The organism is Halorubrum sp. B53 (assembly GCF_059752395.1).
Window position 1 is genome coordinate 28,588 of the sequence record NZ_MWTH01000005.1, and the last position, 17,212, is coordinate 45,799.

Below are 17,212 nucleotides of genomic sequence, written 5' to 3' on the forward strand. Positions count from 1 at the left end.
AAAACGGCGACGCTTTGCCGCCGCGCGTCGCGGCGACCGGGAGCCGTTCCCCTCCGAATCGGTTTTCACCCGTCCGCCCGTCGTCCCGCCATGAGCGTTCGCGAGGAGTTCGACCAGTGGGCGACGTCGGGGAAGGACCGCGGGATGGAGGACCGGCACTGGCACACCGCGAAACACGTGCTCGCCCGGATGCCGGTCGAGGCGGGCGACGCCGTCCTCGATTTAGGCACCGGGTCCGGCTACGCGCTCCGCGCGCTTCGCGAGCGGGGCATCGGCCGCGGGTACGGGCTCGACGGCGCGCCGGAGATGGCCCGCAACGCCCGGAGCTACACGGACGACGACGCCGTCGGCTTCCTCGTCGGCGACTTCGACGCGCTCCCCTTCGCCGACGACTCGCTCGACCACGTCTTCTCGATGGAGGCGTTCTACTACGCGGCCGACCCGCGGAACACGCTCCGGGAGATCCGGCGCGTGCTGAAGCCCGGCGGCACCTTCTACTGCGCCGTCAACTACTTCGCGGAGAGCGAATCGACCCACGCGTGGCAGGAGAACATCGCCGTGGAGATGACTCTCTGGAGCCGCGAGGAGTACCGCGAAGCGTTCCGGGACGCCGGGCTGTACGTCGCCGGTCAGGACAACGTCCCCGACCGCGAGATCGAGATCCCGGACGCGGACGCGTTCCCCACCGACGACTGGGACTCCCGCGAGGCGATGGTCGACCGCTACCGGACGTGGGGGACGCTGTTGACGGTCGGTATCGCGCCCTGAATCGATCGTTTACGCAGTATACAGCGGTCCTGTGACGTCTACAGCACTCGTGTTCATCCCCGTTTGTTTATAAGTGATTACCAGCGGTTCGACGGTGACCACCTCCAAAGCCCCAGCCGCTCGGCTGTACGCGGTCGACAACTCTGCGGTGCACACCTCCAAAGCCCCAGCCCGGAGGTAGGCGCACGCTCGCTGCGCTCCTCAGTCGCTCGTTTCACTCGCTCCTTGCGGTGCTTGCGTCGCCTGCGCCTACCTCCGGGCTGCCCCTTTGAGTCCCACCCGCGCAGCGACCGCACCTCACGCCTCCCCAGCCTCGCGGTTCGCGCTCAGAGAGCGCGAACCGCGTCCCTCGCACGGACTCCTCGCGGCCGCCGAGGGCGGCCGCTCGGAGGCGCGCGCCGACTAGTCTCTGTTTATAAATGTGGGCCCGTACCCCGCCGATCCCTTTTAACTATGCGAACCGTTCCCACACCTGATATCATATGGAGCTCCGCTGCGAGGGCTGCGCCGGCTGCTGCGTCGACTGGCGGCCGCTCGATCCGGACGCCGCCGGCTCCGACCGCGCCGGCGACCGCCCGCCGCTCGACGACACCTACGACCTCGCCCCGCTCACCCGCGACGAGGTCGCCGGCTTCCTCGACGACGGGCTCGGCGACGCGCTCGTCCCGCGGCTGTTCGAGCCCGCCGAGTCCGACGCGCGCGTCTCCGTCGACGGCGTCGACGTCGCCGCCGCCGGCGACCGCCCCGTGTTCATGATCGGCCTCCGGAAACCGCCCAAGCCGGTCGCGCCGATCGGCACCGAGGGGCCTCGCTGGCTCGACGCCTGCGTCTTCCTCGACCCGACGACGCTCCAGTGCCGGATCCACGGGGCGGAGCGGTACCCCCGGACCTGCGCGACGTACCCGGGACACAACCTCGAACTCGACGCCGAGACCGAGTGCGAGCGCGTCGAGGCCGCGGGCGGGGGCGACCGCCTCCTCGACGACGAGCCGCCTGACGACCTCCCCGCGCCCGCGTTCGGCCCGCAGGCGCTCGGGACGACGATCTTCGCCTACCCCGATCCGGACGACCTCGACGGCGTCCTCGACCGGATCGTGAACGACTCGCTCACCGCCGACGACCGCGCCCGGTTCGCGGGCGCCGCGGTCGGCTCGCGGCCGGGGTCGCTGTCGGTCGATCGCGACCGCATGGCCGAGGCCCGGGCCCGCGCCCGCGAGGCCGACTCGTGGGCGGGGCGCGCCGTTCGCGAGTGGACCGACCGCGCGGGCGGCGACGGGGATGCCGTCGACCGCGACGCGGCCGCCGTCGATCGACTAGTCAGCGATCTGGAGGACGACGCCGGCGCCCCCGGGACGCCGGGGTGGGACTGACCGGGCGAACGGATCCGGTGCCGTCCCGGCGGTCGCGCTCCCTCTCTCGCCCGCGCTCTCTCGCCCGCGCTCACCCGCCTCGCTTGCGATACCACGCGCGCTCGCCGACCGGCGACTCGCCGTCCTCGACGGGGAGCCGCCCCACGAACAGGTCTCTGACGGCGAGCGTGATCACGAGTTCGACGGGGGCGTCGCCGTCGTCTCCGGCTCCACCCCCCTCCTCGCCCTCCGACGCGACCGGTCGGACCGTCACGACGGCGTGCCCGTCGCGTTCGTCGATCGACTCGATCACTCCGACCGACCACCGGTCGACGTGGTGCGACGGCTCCCGGGCGTGGACGCGGTCGTGGTTCACTGCGCTCCCTCCTCGACGCGGCGCACCGCGAGCGCCGCCTCGCAGGTGCACTCGACCTCGCACTTCGGGCACTCCGCGGCGGGCCGGTCGATCGGCTCGCGGTGGACCGTCTCGTAGCCGTGGCGGTCGAACAGCTTCTCCGGGGAGTCGGCGCCGCCGTGATACCACGAGTCCGCGACGAGCACGTCGACCCCGCGTTCGGCGCCGATCCCGTGCAGGCGTCCGAGGAGCCGGCTCCCGATCCCGCGCCCGGTGGCCCCGTTCCGGACGTAGCCCATCTCCAGGTGACCGTACCGGTCGGCGGCGGGGATCAGGTTGGGGTCGTCGAAGAAGTACATCTCGTCGGCGACGGCGCCCGGATCCGTGAACTCGCGGAGCGCCATCACCCCGAGGATCGAGTCGTCAACATCTCCGCCCGCGTCCGGCCCTGCGCCGCCCGCGTCCTCCACCGCGACCAGCACGTGGTACGTCGGGTCGCCGATCCCGAGGTCGACGCCGTAGGAGCTCCCTTCGCTGAAGTGCTCGGTGATGAGCGCCTCCAGTTCGTCGGCGTCGCCCGGCCGCGGGTCTCGGATCGCGATCTCGTCCATCCTCCGAAGGTACGCTCTCGGCCGACAAGAGCGGCGCGGTGGGTCGGCGTCTCCGAGGCCAACCGCCGCGGCCTATCCGGCCGCTCCCGGCCGCCAGACGCCCTGTTTCCGGTCGAGCCACGCGACAACGACCACGTGGGGAAGCGTCATGGCCGCGATGGCGACGAGCGACACGCCGAGCAGGTCGCCGGGGGCGGCGACGCCGGCGGGGACCGAGAGTCCGACCGCGCCGACGACGAGGAACCCCCCGAGGGTGAGCGGCGCGGCGTCGCGCGCGAACCGCCGGAGGGCGCCGGGCACGTCGCCGTCGCGGATCGCGGTCGCCGCCCGCTCGTCGACGAGCACGAGCCGGCCGACGTGCCGGAGCGCGTGCCAGAGCGCGAAGTACACGCCCACCGCGAACACGGGCGCGGCGAGCAGGAACCACGCCCACAGCGCCGCGACCTCGCCGACGTCGCGGAGCCACCCGCGTTGCGAGGCCCCGGATCGGACCCGCCAGTACCCCAGCCCGACCGACAGCGCCGTCGCGGCGACCATGAACGCGCCGACGGCCAGCCGGGTTTCCGGGACGAACACGGGGTCGACCGCGGCGGCCGAGTCGACGACGAACAGGCCGACGATCCACTCGGCGACCAGCCGGTACTCGTCCGGGTGCGCGAGCAGCGGGACCCCCATCGGGAGCCCCCCGCGGACGACGAGGCTCAGCCAGCGCTCGGCCGAGGTCGGGAGGTGGTCGACGCCGGCCACGACGAGCGCCGCCACGTCGCCCTGGCCCCAGTGGAGCCACGTGAGCGCGATGAACCCGACGAACGCGGCCACGGGCGCGAGGAAGAACGCCGCGACGACCGCCCCGCCGAGGACCGCGTAGGCGACGGAGACGACCGCGATCGACCGCCGGAGCGACACGTCGGTCGCCGCTCGGAGGGGGACGAGGTGGTCGACCGCGCCGTGGGCCATGCCGACGACGAGGGTCCCGAGCGCGAACGTCGCGACGCCGACCTCGACCGGAAACAGGGGGGTCACGGCGCCGACCGGCAGCAGCGCCGCGAGCGCCAGTGCGGGGTACAGCGCGAACCACCGGTCGACCCCCGACCGGGCGCGGTCGCCGCGGTCGATCGCTCCGGTCTCGCGTCTCGCCGCCGAGCGCGTCGCGGCCTCAGTCATCGACGGGGTCCAGCGACTCCGGCTCCGGTTCGGGCGAGTCGGGCTCCGGCTCCCGTCCGAACGCCCCGGTCGACGACTCGGTCGGCCGCCCGCGGCGGTCGTTCCAGTCGAGCACCCACTCGAACAGGACGAGCCCGTTCACGGTCATCACGCCGGCCGAGGCGAAGAAGAGCATCTCCTCGATCGGGAGCCCGAGGACGGCGATCCCGCTCGTGAGCTCGGGGGAAAGCCGCCACGTCCCCATCGCGATCGCGATCCGGTCGGCCACCCAGAAGTACGCGGCCGGGATCAGCGTCGCGGCGAGCCACATCCGCGGCGTCCGGATCAGGTAGCCGCCCCCGACCGCCCACTGGAGCGCGAAGACGGGGCCGACCCACGCGATCAGCCCGCCGAGGTAGAGGTACGAGGGGTCGAGCGTCACGAGCCAGAGCCCGCCGACGACCATCGCGACGCCGGCGACGACGCCGGCGACCCGGGGCGCTCGGTCGAAGTCGCCCTCGCGGAACGTCGGGTCGAACCCGATCAGGTGGAGCGCGAACCCGGTGACGACGGTCTGAATGGCGAAGAAGAGGTACTCGCCGAGCGGGATCGACAGCGCCCGGACGAGCACCGCGCCGTCGGCGTACGACCACGCCCCCCGCCGGATCATGTAGCTGATCCACGGCGTCGTGTACACGTACGCGATGGCGACGAGGATCGCGATCCCGACCGTCGCGCGTCGCCGGCGGACGGCGCCGTACCGCGGCGCGAGGTACCACAGCGCCGCGACCACGGGGAGGCTGAAGACGAGGTGGAACTGGAGATACGTCAGCGTCGGTAGCATCCGATCACCCCACCGGCGGCGTTCATGGGTTCATGTTCGCTCTCTCGCTTATTAAGGGCCAGTCCAAACAGTGTGGTCGTCCCCGAGGGTCGGCGGGATCGCATCCGGGGATCGGCGGCCGACGAGTCTACTCCTCGCGCGACAGCACGCCGTGACCCTCCAGCACCTTCCCGAGCCGGAACATGGAGGCGACGACGGCGTCGCAGACCGGGCGGACCGCGTCCTTCGGCACGAATCCGACCGCGAGCCCGGCGACCTCCAGCATCGGGAGGTCGTTCGCGCCGTCGCCGACCGCGACCGTCTCGGCCATCGGGTAGCCGAGGTCGTCGGCCAGATCGGCCAGCGCGTCGTCTTTGGTCCCCTCGATGAGCGGCCCCTCGGCGTCGCCGGTGAGCTTCCCGCCCGCCATCGGGAGGCGGTTGGCGACGATCGTGTCGGCCGCCACCCCCTGCTTCGCGAGCGCGCGCTCGACGCCGCGCTCGAACCCGCCCGTGAGCACCGCGACGTGGTGGCCGTCGGCCTGCAGGCGCTCGATCAGTTCGCCGGCGCCCGGCCGGAGCGCCACCTCGTCGAACGCGGCCGCGACGTCGTCCTCGCCGAGCCCGCCGAGCAGCTCCGCCCGCCGGTAGAGGCTCTCGGCGTAGCTGAGCTCGTCGTTCATCGCCCGCTCCGTGATCGCAGCCACCTCGTCGGCGACGCCCGCCCGCTCAGCGAGCAGGACCGTCATCTCGGAGTCGGAGAGCGTGCCGTCGAAGTCGAACGCGATGAGGCTCATGGACTCCGTTCGGCCCGGAGCCGTTTTTAAACACCCGATCGCGCAACGATGACGCGCCCCCGGTGGTCTTTTTGCCCGTCGCGGTCGTCGTCTCCGCATGGACAGACCCGACGCGGACCGCGCCGACGTCGACGTCGACGACCTCCTGAAGCTGATCTTGGGACTCGCTGTCGTGTGGCTTCTCGTGGAGATCCTCGGCGCGGTGCTGGACCTCACGTTCGCGATCGTAGACGCGATTTCCCCGCTGATCGTCATCGTGATCGTCGTCCTGATCGCCTTACGGCTCACCGACCGGATCTGAGACGTGTTCAGCCTGAACGTCCCGCTCCCGCCCGCGGTCGGCGATCTTGCGGCCGATCTCCACCCGAAACTCTCGGGGTTCGACCGCGTGCGCGACCGACACACCCTCGTCTGTAAGCGCCTCGGGGTCGAGGACGTCCCGGACCGCGTCGCCGGCGGCGCTCGCTCCGGCCGCGCGGACCCCGATCCCGGCGGTGAACCGACGCCGCCCAAGCCCGAGGCGCTCGCGGCGCTGCGCGAGGACCTCCGCCCCCTCCTTTCGGGGACCGACCCGTTCGACGTCGCCGTGACCGGGGTCGACGTCTTCGACTCGCCCGCCTCCGGCTCGCGGCCGGTGGTGTACCTCGCCGTCGAGAGCGACGTTCTCGTGCGGCTCCATCAGCGCTTGTGTGCGGCCTACGGCGCGATCGAGGGGATCGAGGGCGAGGAGTTCGTTCCGCACGTCACCCTGGCTCGCGGCGGCAATCCGTCGCCGGGCGTCGTCGCCGACCTCGTGGGTGCGGAGATCGACCCGATACGGTGGCGTGTCCACGCGCTCGACCTCTACGACCCCGAGTTCCGCGAGGTCGCCGCGACTATCGAGTTATAAATAGTTGCTAGCGGATCGGTGGCGAACACTGCCAAAGCCCCAGCCGCTCGTTTATAAATAATTGATTGCGGATCGTCGGCGAACAGCTTCAAAGCCCCAGCCGCTCGGCGATACGCGAATGTCTTCGATTAAACGCTGAACACATCCAAAGCCCCAGCCGGCGAGGCGGGCGCACGCTCGCTGCGCTCCTCGCTCAGTCGCTGCCGCTCCTTCGCTGCGGTGCTTGCGTCGCCTGCGCCCGCCTCGCCGGCTGCCCCTTTGAGTCCCGCCCCGAACCGCACCGCAACCGCACCTCACGCCTCCCCAGCCTCGTCGCTGGCGGCGCCAGCCGCCAGCGACTCCCTCGCACGGGCTCCTCGCGGCCGCCGAGGGCGGCCGCTCGGAGGCGTGCGCCACCGCTGATCTATTTATAAATAGCACGTCGTCGTCGGCGGTCACTCCCGCTCGCTACCGCCATCGCTACCTCCAGTGTCGTCGCTCTCGCTCGGTTCGTCGACCGCGTGGTGCGGCCCGACGGGGCCGTGCGTCGGACACACGCCGGCGATGGGGGTCGCGTTGAGACAGCAGGCGCGCTGTTGGCTGGCGATGACGCCCCGCGAGAGGGGTTCGCCGCAGCGGCGACAGTACGACCGCTCGTCGGTCGCCATCCCTCACCGCTCGCGAATGCGCATCGGCACCGGGTGGTCCGGGTGCATCGTCAGCGACCCGCGCAGCGAGAGCTCGGGCCCCTCGTAGTCGAGCTCGTACTGCGAGCAGACCTTCGCGAGGATCAGCTTGGCTTCGAGCAGCGAGAACGCCTTCCCGATGCAGTGGCGCGGGCCGCCCCCGAACGGGAAGTACGCGAACCGGGGGCGTTGGCTCCGGCGCTCCGGTTTCCACCGGCTCGGGTCGAACGTCTCCGGGTCGTCGTACCAGCGCGGGGATCGGTGGACCACCCACTGCGAGAGCATGAGGGCGGAGCCCTCCGGGATCCGGTACCCCCCCAGTTTCACGTCGAGCTTCGGCTCGCGAAACAGGGTGTAGACGGGGGGATAGAGGCGCATCGACTCGTTGAGCACGCGCTCGGTGAAGTCCATGTCGCGCACGTCGGCCGCGGTCGGGGCGCCGTCGGCGGCGGTCGCGTCGGCCGCTGCGCGACCACCACCGGTCGCGGCTTCCGCCTCCGCCTCAACGCGCCCCCGCGCCTCGGGGTGGTTCGAGAGCAGGTAGAAGGTGTACGTCAGCGCGAGCGCGGTCGTGTCGTGGCCCGCGAGCAGCATCGTCACCAGCTCGTCGCGGAGGTTCTCGTCGGTCTGCTCGCCGCGGTCGCGGGCGCGGAGCAGGACGGAAAGCAGGTCCATCGGCAGGTCGCCGTCGCCGTCCCCGGCGGGGCCTCTCACGGCGACGCCCTCGGGGCCGGCCGGGTCGACGCTCGGGTCGCGCTCGGTCCCCCGCCGGCGCTCGACGATCCCGTCGATCACCGATTCGAGGGTGTCGACGGCGGCGTCGAACTCGCGGTTCTCGCGGGTCGGCACCCAGTTCGGGATCAGGAAGCGGCGCGGGTCGGGCTCGAACCGCGCGCCGAGCGGCTCCAGCTTCTCCTGGACCGTCTTCACCTCCTCGTCGGTGATGTCGGCGCCGAACATCGCCGAGACGATGATCTTGACGGTGAGACGCGCGACCTCCAGCTGGATGTCGACGACGTCGCCGTCGCTCCAGTCGGCGAGCTGCGACTCGGTGTGGTCGACCATCGTCCCCGCGAGCGCCCCGATCCGCCGGTTGTGGAACGAGGGGTTCGCCAGCCTGCGCTGGCGCTGCCACGTCTCCCCCTCGCTCATGAGGAGGCCGTTCCCCAGCAGGGTGTCCATGGCGTCGTCGCCGAACTGCGGCTTCCGGTAGCGGTCGGCGTCGGAGACGAGGACGCGCTCGATGTCGGCGGGGTTCGTCAGGAGGTAGGTCTCGCGCGGGCCGAGGTCGAAGCGGACGACGTCGCCGTAGCTGTCGGCGCAGGCGCGCATGAACGAGAACGGGTCGTCGGCGTACTGGCGACCGTTGCCGAAGACGGGGTCGCCGATGGGTCCGGGCGGCGTGACGGACATACGAGAAACAGGGCCTCGGCGAGGTTAAACGTTCGGCGGCGGGGAGAACGCGCGCCTCGGCGGCCGCCTTGCGGCCACCTACTGCCTCGCGTCCAGCCGCTCGACGCGGGTGATCAGCTCGTCGACGGCGATCTCCTGGTCGTCGGTCGCCTCGACGATGCGGTCGGTCGCCTCCTCGGTGCGGTCGGAGCGCTCCCGGACCGCTTCCAGCGACGACGTGAGCTCCTCGACGGTCGCGGCCTGGTCGTCCGTCGTCCGGGCGACCTCGGCGACCCCCGCCGCCGCCTCGTCGACCGCGTCGGCGATCTCCGCTAAGGAGTCCAGCACCGTCTCGATCTCGGCCCCGGCGTCCTCGATGCGGTCGTGCGAGCGCTCGACGGCGGTGCTCGTCTCGTCCGACTGCGCCTGGAGCTCGGCCAGGCTCTGCGTGATCTCCTCGGTGTAGCCGCGGGTCTCGTCGGCGAGCTTCTTCACCTCCTCGGCGACGACGGCGAACCCGTCTCCGCCCTCGCCGGCGCGGGCGGCCTCGATGTTGGCGTTCAGCGCGAGCAGGTTCGTCTGCTCGGCGACGTCGGAGATCACCTCGATCACCTCCTCGATGTCGTCCATGCGCTCCGAGAGCGCGCCGACGCTCTCGACGAGCTCGTCGCCGATCTCGACGACGTCCTCGGTCGCCTCGCGGGCGTCCTCGCTGGCGTCGAGCCCCTGATCGGCCGCCTCGCTGGCCGCGACCGCCGCGGAGTCGACCTGATCGGCCGTGGCGGCGACCTCCTCCATGCCGGCCGAGAAGGACTGCATCTCGGAGACGCTCTCCTCTAACAGCTCGTTTTGCTCGTCGACGTTCTCGGCGATGTCGGCGGCGGCCCCGCTCGCCTCCTGGACCGTCTCGTCGATCTGCCGCGCCTGCTCGTGGACGCTCTCCGAGAGGTCCTGGAGGTTCTCGGCCATTCCGTTGACGACGTCGATGGCGGCCAGCAGCTCCTCGTCTAAGATCTCGCACTCCTCGTGGCGGACGGCGCGGGCGTCGAGGTTCCCCTCGCCGATCTCCTCGGCCGTGCCGCGGATCTCCGCGACCAGCTCCCGCGTCGCGTCGCGCTCGTTGACGTTCTCCGTGCGGTCGACGACGACCTCGGTGACGCCGATGACCTCGTCGCCGTCGTACAGCGGCGTCGCCGTGAACTCGATGTGCTTCTCGTCGCCGTGCCGGTCGACCATCGTGCTGGTGTCGCGGTAGCGGTTCCGGGCCGAGCCGCAGCGCTCGACGCCGTACACCTCGTCGGCGTCCTCGGGCGCGTCGAGCACCTTGTCGGCGAGGGTGTCCGCCCGGCGGCCGTCGGGGTAGAACAGCTCCGAGACGTGGTCGTGGCCGATCGCGTCCTCGCGCTCGCTCCCGGTGAGCGCGACGATCGACTCGTTCCACTCGGCGACGTTACCGTCCGCGTCGAGGATGAACGTCGGAACGCTCGTCGCGTCGAACGCCTGTCGGAACCCCGCCGCGGCCAGCGTCTCGGCGCGGGCGACGCCGTCCTCGTCGGTCACCTTGTGCGCTTCGCCCTCCGCTCCGACCGCCGGCCCCGACGCGCCGGCCGCGCCCGAACCGGCGTCTGATTCGTCGACGACGACGCCCCCGTCAGGGACCGACCGCGAGTTCCGATCCCGTCCGAGCACGCCCCGGAGCAGCCCTCGAAGTCCCGTCATGTCTACGTCGCTCTCTCCAAAGCACCCGAATAAACTGTTCCCTCTGTTATTCAACTATGATAATCAACGGGTTCGACGACTGACAGGACCGGCTCCGCGATCCCCGGCCCGCAGCGTTCAAACGCGTTCGGCGGCTACCCCGATCCGATGGACGCCGACGCCGTGCGCGAGCGGGCCGCGGACCTCCCGACCGAGCCCGGCGTCTACCAGTTCCGGGCGGGGGAGACCACGCTGTACGTCGGCAAGGCGGTCGACCTCCGGGACCGGGTCCGGTCGTACGCCGACCCGCGCTCGGGGCGTATCCGGGGGATGGTCGCGCGCGCCGACCGGATCGAGTTCGCGGTCACCGACACCGAGACGCAGGCTTTGCTCTTGGAGGCGAACCTGATCAAGCGGCTCCAGCCCAGATTCAACGTGCGGCTGAAGGACGACAAGTCGTACCCGCTGATCGCCTTGACCGACCACCCGATCCCGCGGATCGAGGTGACCCGCGACCCGGAGGAGGGCGCGGTGGCGTACGGCCCGTTCACCGACAAGGGCCGCGTCGAGACGGTGGTGAAGGCGATCCGCGACGAGTACCGGCTCCGCGGCTGCTCGGACCACAAGTACGCGAACCGCGACCGGCCCTGCCTCGACTACGAGATGGGGATCTGCTCGGCCCCTTGCACCGGCGAGATCGACCCGGAGAGTTACGCCGAGGACGTGGCCTCTGTCCACCGGTTCCTGGAGGGCGAGACGGGGGTCCTCGCCGACCCGCTGCGCCGCCGGATGGAGGCCGCCGCCGAGGGCGCGGAGTTCGAGCGCGCCGCCAACCTCCGGGACCGGCTCGAAGCCGTCGAGGCGTTCCACGGCGAGGGCGGCGAGGCCGTCAGCGACCGGTCCGACGACCGCACCGTCGACGTGCTCGCGGCCGCCGTCGAGGGCGACGTCGCCCGCGTCGCCCGGCTCCACAGCGAGCGCGGCCAGCTTGTCGACCGGAGCCGCCACCGGCTGGACGCGGCGGCGGTAGGCGATGAATCGTCTGACGGCGACGAGGGTACCGATCCCGACGCCAACACCCCAGCCGCGGTGCTGTCGGCGTTCCTCACCCAGTACTACGCCGAGCGGGAGTTCCCGGACGCCGTCCTCCTGGCGGAGCGCCCCGCCGACCCGGACGTAGTCGACTGGCTGGAGGCCGAGGGCGTCGCGGTGCGGGTGCCCGGCGCGGGCCGCGAGGCGAAGCTCGTCGAGCTCGCGCTGAAGAACGCCCGCAAGCGCGGCGGCCGCGACGACCCCGTCGGCGCGCTCGGCGAGCGGCTCGGAATCTCCCGCCCCGCTCGCATCGAGGGGTTCGACGTGAGCCACGCGCAGGGGACCGCGGTGGTCGGCTCCGACGTCTGCTTCGTCGACGGGAGCGCGGAGACGGCCGACTACCGCCGGAAGAAGCTCACCGACCGCAACGACGACTACGCCAACATGCGGGAGCTGATCCGGTGGCGCGCCGAGCGCGGGGTCGAGGGCCGGGACGACCGCCCTGACGCCGACCTCCTGCTCATCGACGGGGGCGAGGGCCAGCTCGGTGCCGCCCGCGACGCGCTCGCCGAGACCGGGTGGGACGTGCCCGTCGTCGCCCTGGCGAAGGCCGAGGAGCTGGTCGTCACCCCGACCGGGACTCGCCGGTGGGACGACGACGCCCCCGAGCTCCACCTGCTCCAGCGCGTGCGCGACGAGGCGCACCGCTTCGCCGTCTCCTACCACCAGACCGTCCGCGACGAGGTCGCGACGGTCCTCGACGACGTGCCCGGGGTCGGCCCCGAGACCCGGCGCCGCCTCCTGCGCCGCTTCGGGTCGGTCGAGAACGTCCGGGACGCCTCCCGCGAGGATCTCACCGACGTCGACGGCGTCGGCGACGCGACCGCCGAGACGCTCCGCGAGCGTTTATAAATAGCCTGGATAGCCAAGTAATTAGTTATATACAACTGGTGCGGTGGCGCGCTGCCAGAGGCGCTTCGCGCCTCGCTGCCGCGAGGGCGAAGCACGCTGCAGCAAGCACCACAGGGAGCGAACGAAGTGAGCGACCGAGGAGCGTGGTTCGAGAGAGCTTCGCTCTCTCGTCATCACGAGACGCCGAAGGCGTCTCGAACGACAGCAAAGCGCGCGAGTCCTCGCGGCTGGGGCTTTGGAGGTTACCACTGTCGATCCAGCAGCAACCATTTATAAGCGAGCGGCTGGGGCTTCGCGGATACCCTTCACACCATCAACGATTTATAACCGCTCTCCACCAAATTCCCCTTCGTCATGCGAGCGTTCTTCGCCGTCGACCTCCCGGACGATCTCGCGAACCCGATCGCGGACGCTCAGGCCGCGTTCGAGGGCGCCGAGGGCCTCCGCTTCGTCGATCCCGAGCAGGCGCACGTGACGCTGAAGTTCCTCGGCGAGGTCGACGAATCGGACACCGACGACTCCGCGCCCTCCCTCGACGACGTGATCGCGGCCGGCGAGCTCGCGGTCGCGGACGCCGACGTCGACCCCTTCGAGTGCGCGATCGCGGGGTTCGGCGTCTTTCCGAGCCTCGACTACGTCTCGGTCGTCTGGGCCGGAATCGACGAGGGGAGCGCCGGACTCACCGCGCTCCACGAGGCCATCGAGACCGAGACGACCGCGCTCGGCGTCGACCCGGAGGAGCACGCGTTCACCCCGCACGTCACGCTCGCCCGGATGAACGACGCCCGCGGGAAGGGATTGGTGCGGGACGTCGTCCAAAACCGCGATCCCGAGATCGGCCGGTTCGAGGCCGAGGAGGTCCGCCTCGTCTCGTCGACGCTGACGGACGACGGCCCGGTGTACGAGACCGTCGCGTCGATCGAGCTCTGAGAAACCGGTGGGTGTAGGAGGCGCCCGATCGCGGTGGAGGGCGAGACGAGCTCCGGTGCCGATATCGACGAGTCGAGGGACCGGAACGCTGTCTCGCCGATATTCTCGTCGCTGATACTTACGGGAGTACGTTTAATCGCGGCGCCGACAAGTCGGGGACAGATGGAGCACGACTCGCGTTCGAACCGGGCCGACGATACGCGTCCCCGGGCGTTCGCGCTACTCGACGAGGGCAACGACGCGGCGACCCGCCTGGAGGGCGTCGAGGCGCTCGGGACCCCGTCGAGTTCGATGGTCGCTGACGAGCGTCAGATCGCCGACCGGCTGTTGCGGGTCGTACTCACCGACGAGGACGCCGCCGTTCGTGCGGAAGCCATCGACGCGCTGTACTTCCACGGCGACCGATACGTCGACGAGCTCGTCTCTCGGGTCGCGGCCGCGGTCCGACGGCGCGACGCCGCCGCCGGTCCAGAGACCGTGTTCGCCCGATGGCTGACGAGCGACCACGCCGCCTATCGGATGGTCGGGGCGACCGGGCTGGGCGCGACGGGCTCGCCGGACGCGACGGATCGGCTCCGCGAAGCGTTCGGCGACGGCGACGCCCGGGTGCGGGCCCGGTCGGTACGTGCGTACGCCGAGCTCGGCGGTGACGCGGTCGCTCCGATCAGACCGCTGCTGGGAACGCGGAACGCGCTCGTGTGTCGCGCCGCGGTCGACGCGCTGGTGACGATCGGCACGTCGGAGGCGGTGACGCTCCTCTCGGCCGCCGCGGACGCGGGGAGCGAACGGCTCCGCCGGACCGTCGTCACGCGGCTGTACGGGCTGGACCGCCCCGAGTCGGCAGCGGTGCTCCTCCGGGCGACGGCCGACGCGTCTCCCGAAGTCCGGTACGCGGCGACCGTGTCGCTGGTCAGGCTCCTTGCGGAGGGGGAGTCGGTCCGGGGACGCGACGTCCGCGAGCGGGTCGTCTCCGACCGGCCGTCAGGGGACGAAAGGGAGGAGACGACCGGAGCCGACGGGACGCGCGGCCCGCACGACGGGACCGGCGGCGCGGACGACCCCGAGGACCGACCGATCGGTCGACTGCTCCACGGAGTCGTCTCCGGCGACCGCGGGGGCCACGCCACCGACGAGGCGCGGTGTCACGCGGCGTGGCTGCTCGGCGAGCTCGGGACGGCGACCGGCGACCCGGCCGTCATCGAGTGGCTGCTGGACGCGCTCGGTCACGCCGACGACCTCGTCGCCGACCTCGCCGCCGCGTATCTCCGGCGCGTCGAGTCCCCGGATCTCGAACGGCAGCTGAGGGCGCTGGCGGAGGACCCGGGAACGGCCGAGGACGCGAGCGAGCGAGCGCGGCGGGTGCTCCGCCGTCGTAAGCGCCGGACGGCCGACCGCGTGACCGACCGGGCTCTGGAGTACGTCTACGTCAGGTGGCCGGCGGACTACACGGAGAAACACCGGGAGTGACTCGGTACGACGGGACGCGGACTCCCGGACGAACGAGACGTCGGGCTACGTCGTCCGGACGAACCGCTCGTCTTCGGCCGCCAGACGCAGGTCGATCTCGTCGTCGAGGAAGTTCAGCACGGTCGAGACGTTCGCGTCCGCGTCGGCGTCGGAGTACAGCTGGAGGGCGCCGCCGGTGTCGTCCAATCGGGCGGAGAGCATCCTGATGAACGAGCAGGCCGTCTGCACGTCGAACGACCGAACGATCTCACGGAACACGCTCACCTCGACCGAGAGCGTGTCGCCGGCGGCGTGGTTGGCGTCGATGATCCGCGACACCGTCTCACCGAGCTCCTCCGCGCCGAGTCGAGGATCGATCTCGACGATCTCGACGGACCCGTCGTCGGGACCGTCGGGCGCGTCGGTCTCGAACGAGTACGGTTCGCTGCTGACGACGACGGTCCGACCGGGCCAAGCGCCGAGTTCCGCGTCGAGCAGGCGAACGAATCGGTCCGGGTCGGCGGTGACCGCGATCACCAAGTCCGCGTGGTCGTGGAAATGCACTCGGAGCGCGTCGGCGCCCGGACCGTCGACCGGCGCGGCGACGTGGACGGTGCCGTCCCACGAGAAGCGGTCCGCGACGTGGACGCCGTCGACGACCCCGTCCGCGGCGTGCTCGTAGAGGTGGGTCTTGAACCCCTCCACGACGCTGTCACCGTCGTAGCCCGTCTTCTCGGTCGAGCAGTACGGACAGTCCCAGCTCGTCCGGAAGTCCGACCGGGAGACGGCGTCCGGCGCGTGCGCGAGGAGGTGCGAACCGACGACGTCGCGCATCTCGGAGCGGTCCGCGGTCCACGCGACGAACCCGCACCGACCGCACCCCCATCGAGTCATCATTATCGGAAGCGTGTGTATCACCTGCCTATCGGGGGATATGTATGTTGTGTTACAGGCGACCGTCGCTGTCAGTCGACCCGTCGTCGGGACCGGGATGCTCGACCCGGACCCGCGTCACCCGCGTCGGGGTCGCGCCCGTGACGGTGAGCGTCACCTCGCCGATCTCGACTCGGTCGCCCTCGGCCGCGATCCGCCCGACGCGCCGGGTGATCAGCCCCGCCACCGTCTCGACGCCCCCGTCGATCGGGAGCTCCAGCCCGAGCGTCTCGTTGAGGTGCGCGACGGTGGTCCACCCGCGGACGACCGCGGCGTCGGGCGCCACCACGTCGACGTGGTCGGTCTCCCACCGCCCCACCAGCTCGCCGACGACCTCCTCGACGACGTCCTCCAGCGTGACGATCCCGACGACCGCGCCGAACTCGTCGACGACGACCGACAGTCGTTGCCCGCTCGACCGCAGCTCGTCGAACAGCTCGTCGACGGGCTGGGTCTCCGGCACGAACGTCGGCTCGTGGAGGGCGCTCGCCAGGGGCTCGCCCCGCTCGTGGGCGCCGATGGCGTCGCGCACGTCGACGGTCCCGACGATGTCGTCGCGGTTCTCGCCGTAGACGGGCATCCGCGTGACGCCCTCGCTCCCGGCGGTCGAGAGGACGTCGGCCGGGGTCGCGGTGTCTGGGACCGCCACCATGTCTGTCCGGGGGACCATCACCGCGGAGACGCGGGTCGACCCGAAGTCGAGCACGCCGCGGATCATCGCCCCCTCGTCGGCGTCGATCGCGCCCGCGGCCTCTCCCGAGAGCACGAGCGTCGCGATCTCCTCGCGGGTGAGGTACGACTCGATGGCGGACTCGCCGCCCGTGAAGCGGTTGACGACGCCGGAGAGCGCCTCGAAGACGTACAGCACCGGGCGGATGACGCGCTGGATCCCGACGACCGGCCGCGAGACGCGGAGCGCGTGCCTCTCGGCGTTCGCAACCGCGTACGACTTCGGCGCGATCTCGCCGAAGACGATGACGAAGACCGAGGTGACGATCGTCGACCCGGTCGCGGCCTGGCTCCCGGAGAAGCCGAACCGGACGAACACCGCGGTCGCGACCGAGGCGGCCGCGATGTTGGCGACGTTGTTGCTCACGAGCGCCGTGACGAGGAAGCGGTGCGAGTCCTCTCGAAGCGCCGAGAGCGCCCGCGCGCCGGGGACGTCGGCCGCGAGCAGCGAGTCGATCCGGTGCGTCGGGACCGAGAAGACCGCCAGCTCCGAGCTGGAAAAGAAGGCGCTGATCCCCGTCAACACGAGGATGGCGGCCACGCCGACGAACGCGATCGTGATGTCCATGTGGGCACGTGCGCCCCGATATAAAAGGCAGTACCGCCGCGGGCCGAGCGCGCTCGGGGCCGCTGGACGAGCACTCTCGGCGCCCGGACGACCAGCGGCCGGCGCCCCGAGGCGAGCGGAGGGGGGCGCTCCGCGACCGCGATCCGGGTAGACACGAACGAGGTGTTTCCACC

The 17,212-nt window shown here is 71.3% G+C and carries 17 protein-coding genes; 7 read left to right on the plus strand and 10 right to left on the minus strand.

Annotated elements, in window-relative coordinates; translation table 11 throughout:
- Positions 1–90: 90 nt before the first annotated feature.
- Positions 91–768, plus strand: a complete 678-nt coding sequence (locus tag B4V06_RS03605) for a class I SAM-dependent methyltransferase (protein WP_498167509.1) — start codon at positions 91–93, stop codon at positions 766–768.
- 482 nt (positions 769–1,250) lie between these two features.
- The gene (locus B4V06_RS03610; protein ID WP_498167511.1) at positions 1,251–2,138 is read left to right on the plus strand and encodes a YkgJ family cysteine cluster protein; all 888 of its coding nucleotides are present in this window, start codon (positions 1,251–1,253) and stop codon (positions 2,136–2,138) included.
- 70 nt (positions 2,139–2,208) lie between these two features.
- Here B4V06_RS03610 and B4V06_RS03615 read toward each other — a convergent pair whose 3' ends face one another.
- The 5 genes from B4V06_RS03615 to serB all read right to left on the minus strand — a co-directional run bounded on the left by B4V06_RS03615 (position 2,209) and on the right by serB (position 5,845).
- Positions 2,209–2,493 carry a DUF7861 family protein gene (locus tag B4V06_RS03615; protein WP_123113570.1) on the minus strand — a complete coding sequence of 95 codons (285 nt, stop codon included), beginning with the start codon at positions 2,491–2,493 and terminating at the stop codon, positions 2,209–2,211.
- A complete protein-coding gene (locus B4V06_RS03620) occupies positions 2,490–3,083 on the minus strand; it encodes a GNAT family N-acetyltransferase (protein ID WP_498167513.1) in 594 nt (197 codons plus the stop codon). The genes B4V06_RS03615 and B4V06_RS03620 overlap by 4 nt, the downstream gene beginning before the upstream one ends.
- Positions 3,084–3,155: 72 nt before the next feature.
- Complete coding sequence (locus B4V06_RS03625) at positions 3,156–4,247, minus strand: Brp/Blh family beta-carotene 15,15'-dioxygenase (RefSeq protein WP_498167516.1); 1,092 nt, start codon at positions 4,245–4,247, stop codon at positions 3,156–3,158.
- Complete coding sequence (locus B4V06_RS03630; RefSeq protein WP_123113567.1) at positions 4,240–5,070, minus strand: lycopene cyclase domain-containing protein; 831 nt, start codon at positions 5,068–5,070, stop codon at positions 4,240–4,242. Before B4V06_RS03630 ends, B4V06_RS03625 begins: the two co-directional genes overlap by 8 nt.
- 127 nt (positions 5,071–5,197) lie before the next feature.
- A complete protein-coding gene (gene serB, locus B4V06_RS03635; RefSeq protein WP_498167518.1) occupies positions 5,198–5,845 on the minus strand; it encodes a phosphoserine phosphatase SerB in 648 nt (215 codons plus the stop codon).
- 97 nt (positions 5,846–5,942) lie between these two features.
- Here serB and B4V06_RS03640 point away from each other — a divergent pair, with 97 nt between their 5' ends.
- A complete protein-coding gene (locus tag B4V06_RS03640; protein ID WP_123113565.1) occupies positions 5,943–6,146 on the plus strand; it encodes a DUF7554 family protein in 204 nt (67 codons plus the stop codon).
- A 3-nt stretch (positions 6,147–6,149) separates the two neighbouring features.
- Positions 6,150–6,734: a 2'-5' RNA ligase family protein gene (locus B4V06_RS03645; protein ID WP_498167520.1), complete on the plus strand. Its 585-nt coding sequence runs from the start codon at positions 6,150–6,152 to the stop codon at positions 6,732–6,734.
- A 434-nt stretch (positions 6,735–7,168) separates the two neighbouring features.
- Here B4V06_RS03645 and B4V06_RS03650 read toward each other — a convergent pair whose 3' ends face one another.
- The 3 genes from B4V06_RS03650 to B4V06_RS03660 all read right to left on the minus strand — a co-directional run bounded on the left by B4V06_RS03650 (position 7,169) and on the right by B4V06_RS03660 (position 10,510).
- Entirely contained in the window at positions 7,169–7,381 is a 213-nt protein-coding gene (locus B4V06_RS03650; RefSeq protein WP_498167522.1) for a hypothetical protein, read from the minus strand.
- Positions 7,382–7,384: 3 nt separating this feature from the next.
- Positions 7,385–8,812, minus strand: coding sequence for a cytochrome P450 (locus B4V06_RS03655; protein WP_498167524.1), 1,428 nt, complete (start codon positions 8,810–8,812; stop codon positions 7,385–7,387).
- A gap of 78 nt (positions 8,813–8,890) precedes the next feature.
- Complete coding sequence (locus B4V06_RS03660) at positions 8,891–10,510, minus strand: methyl-accepting chemotaxis protein (protein WP_498167527.1); 1,620 nt, start codon at positions 10,508–10,510, stop codon at positions 8,891–8,893.
- 147 nt (positions 10,511–10,657) lie between these two features.
- On the opposite strand from B4V06_RS03660, the gene B4V06_RS03665 reads away from it, so the two are divergent.
- The 3 genes from B4V06_RS03665 to B4V06_RS03675 all read left to right on the plus strand — a co-directional run bounded on the left by B4V06_RS03665 (position 10,658) and on the right by B4V06_RS03675 (position 14,830).
- The gene (locus tag B4V06_RS03665) at positions 10,658–12,433 is read left to right on the plus strand and encodes an excinuclease ABC subunit C (protein WP_498167529.1); all 1,776 of its coding nucleotides are present in this window, start codon (positions 10,658–10,660) and stop codon (positions 12,431–12,433) included.
- A 354-nt stretch (positions 12,434–12,787) separates the two neighbouring features.
- A complete protein-coding gene (gene thpR, locus B4V06_RS03670) occupies positions 12,788–13,363 on the plus strand; it encodes an RNA 2',3'-cyclic phosphodiesterase (RefSeq protein ID WP_123113559.1) in 576 nt (191 codons plus the stop codon).
- A 162-nt stretch (positions 13,364–13,525) separates the two neighbouring features.
- Complete coding sequence (locus B4V06_RS03675) at positions 13,526–14,830, plus strand: HEAT repeat domain-containing protein (RefSeq protein WP_498167532.1); 1,305 nt, start codon at positions 13,526–13,528, stop codon at positions 14,828–14,830.
- A gap of 45 nt (positions 14,831–14,875) precedes the next feature.
- On the opposite strand, the gene B4V06_RS03680 is transcribed toward B4V06_RS03675, so the two are convergent.
- Both B4V06_RS03680 and B4V06_RS03685 read right to left on the minus strand, forming a co-directional pair.
- A complete protein-coding gene (locus B4V06_RS03680; RefSeq protein WP_498167534.1) occupies positions 14,876–15,706 on the minus strand; it encodes a DUF7504 family protein in 831 nt (276 codons plus the stop codon).
- Between the two features lie 49 nt (positions 15,707–15,755).
- The gene (locus tag B4V06_RS03685; protein WP_498167537.1) at positions 15,756–17,039 is read right to left on the minus strand and encodes a hemolysin family protein; all 1,284 of its coding nucleotides are present in this window, start codon (positions 17,037–17,039) and stop codon (positions 15,756–15,758) included.
- Positions 17,040–17,212: the final 173 nt, after the last annotated feature.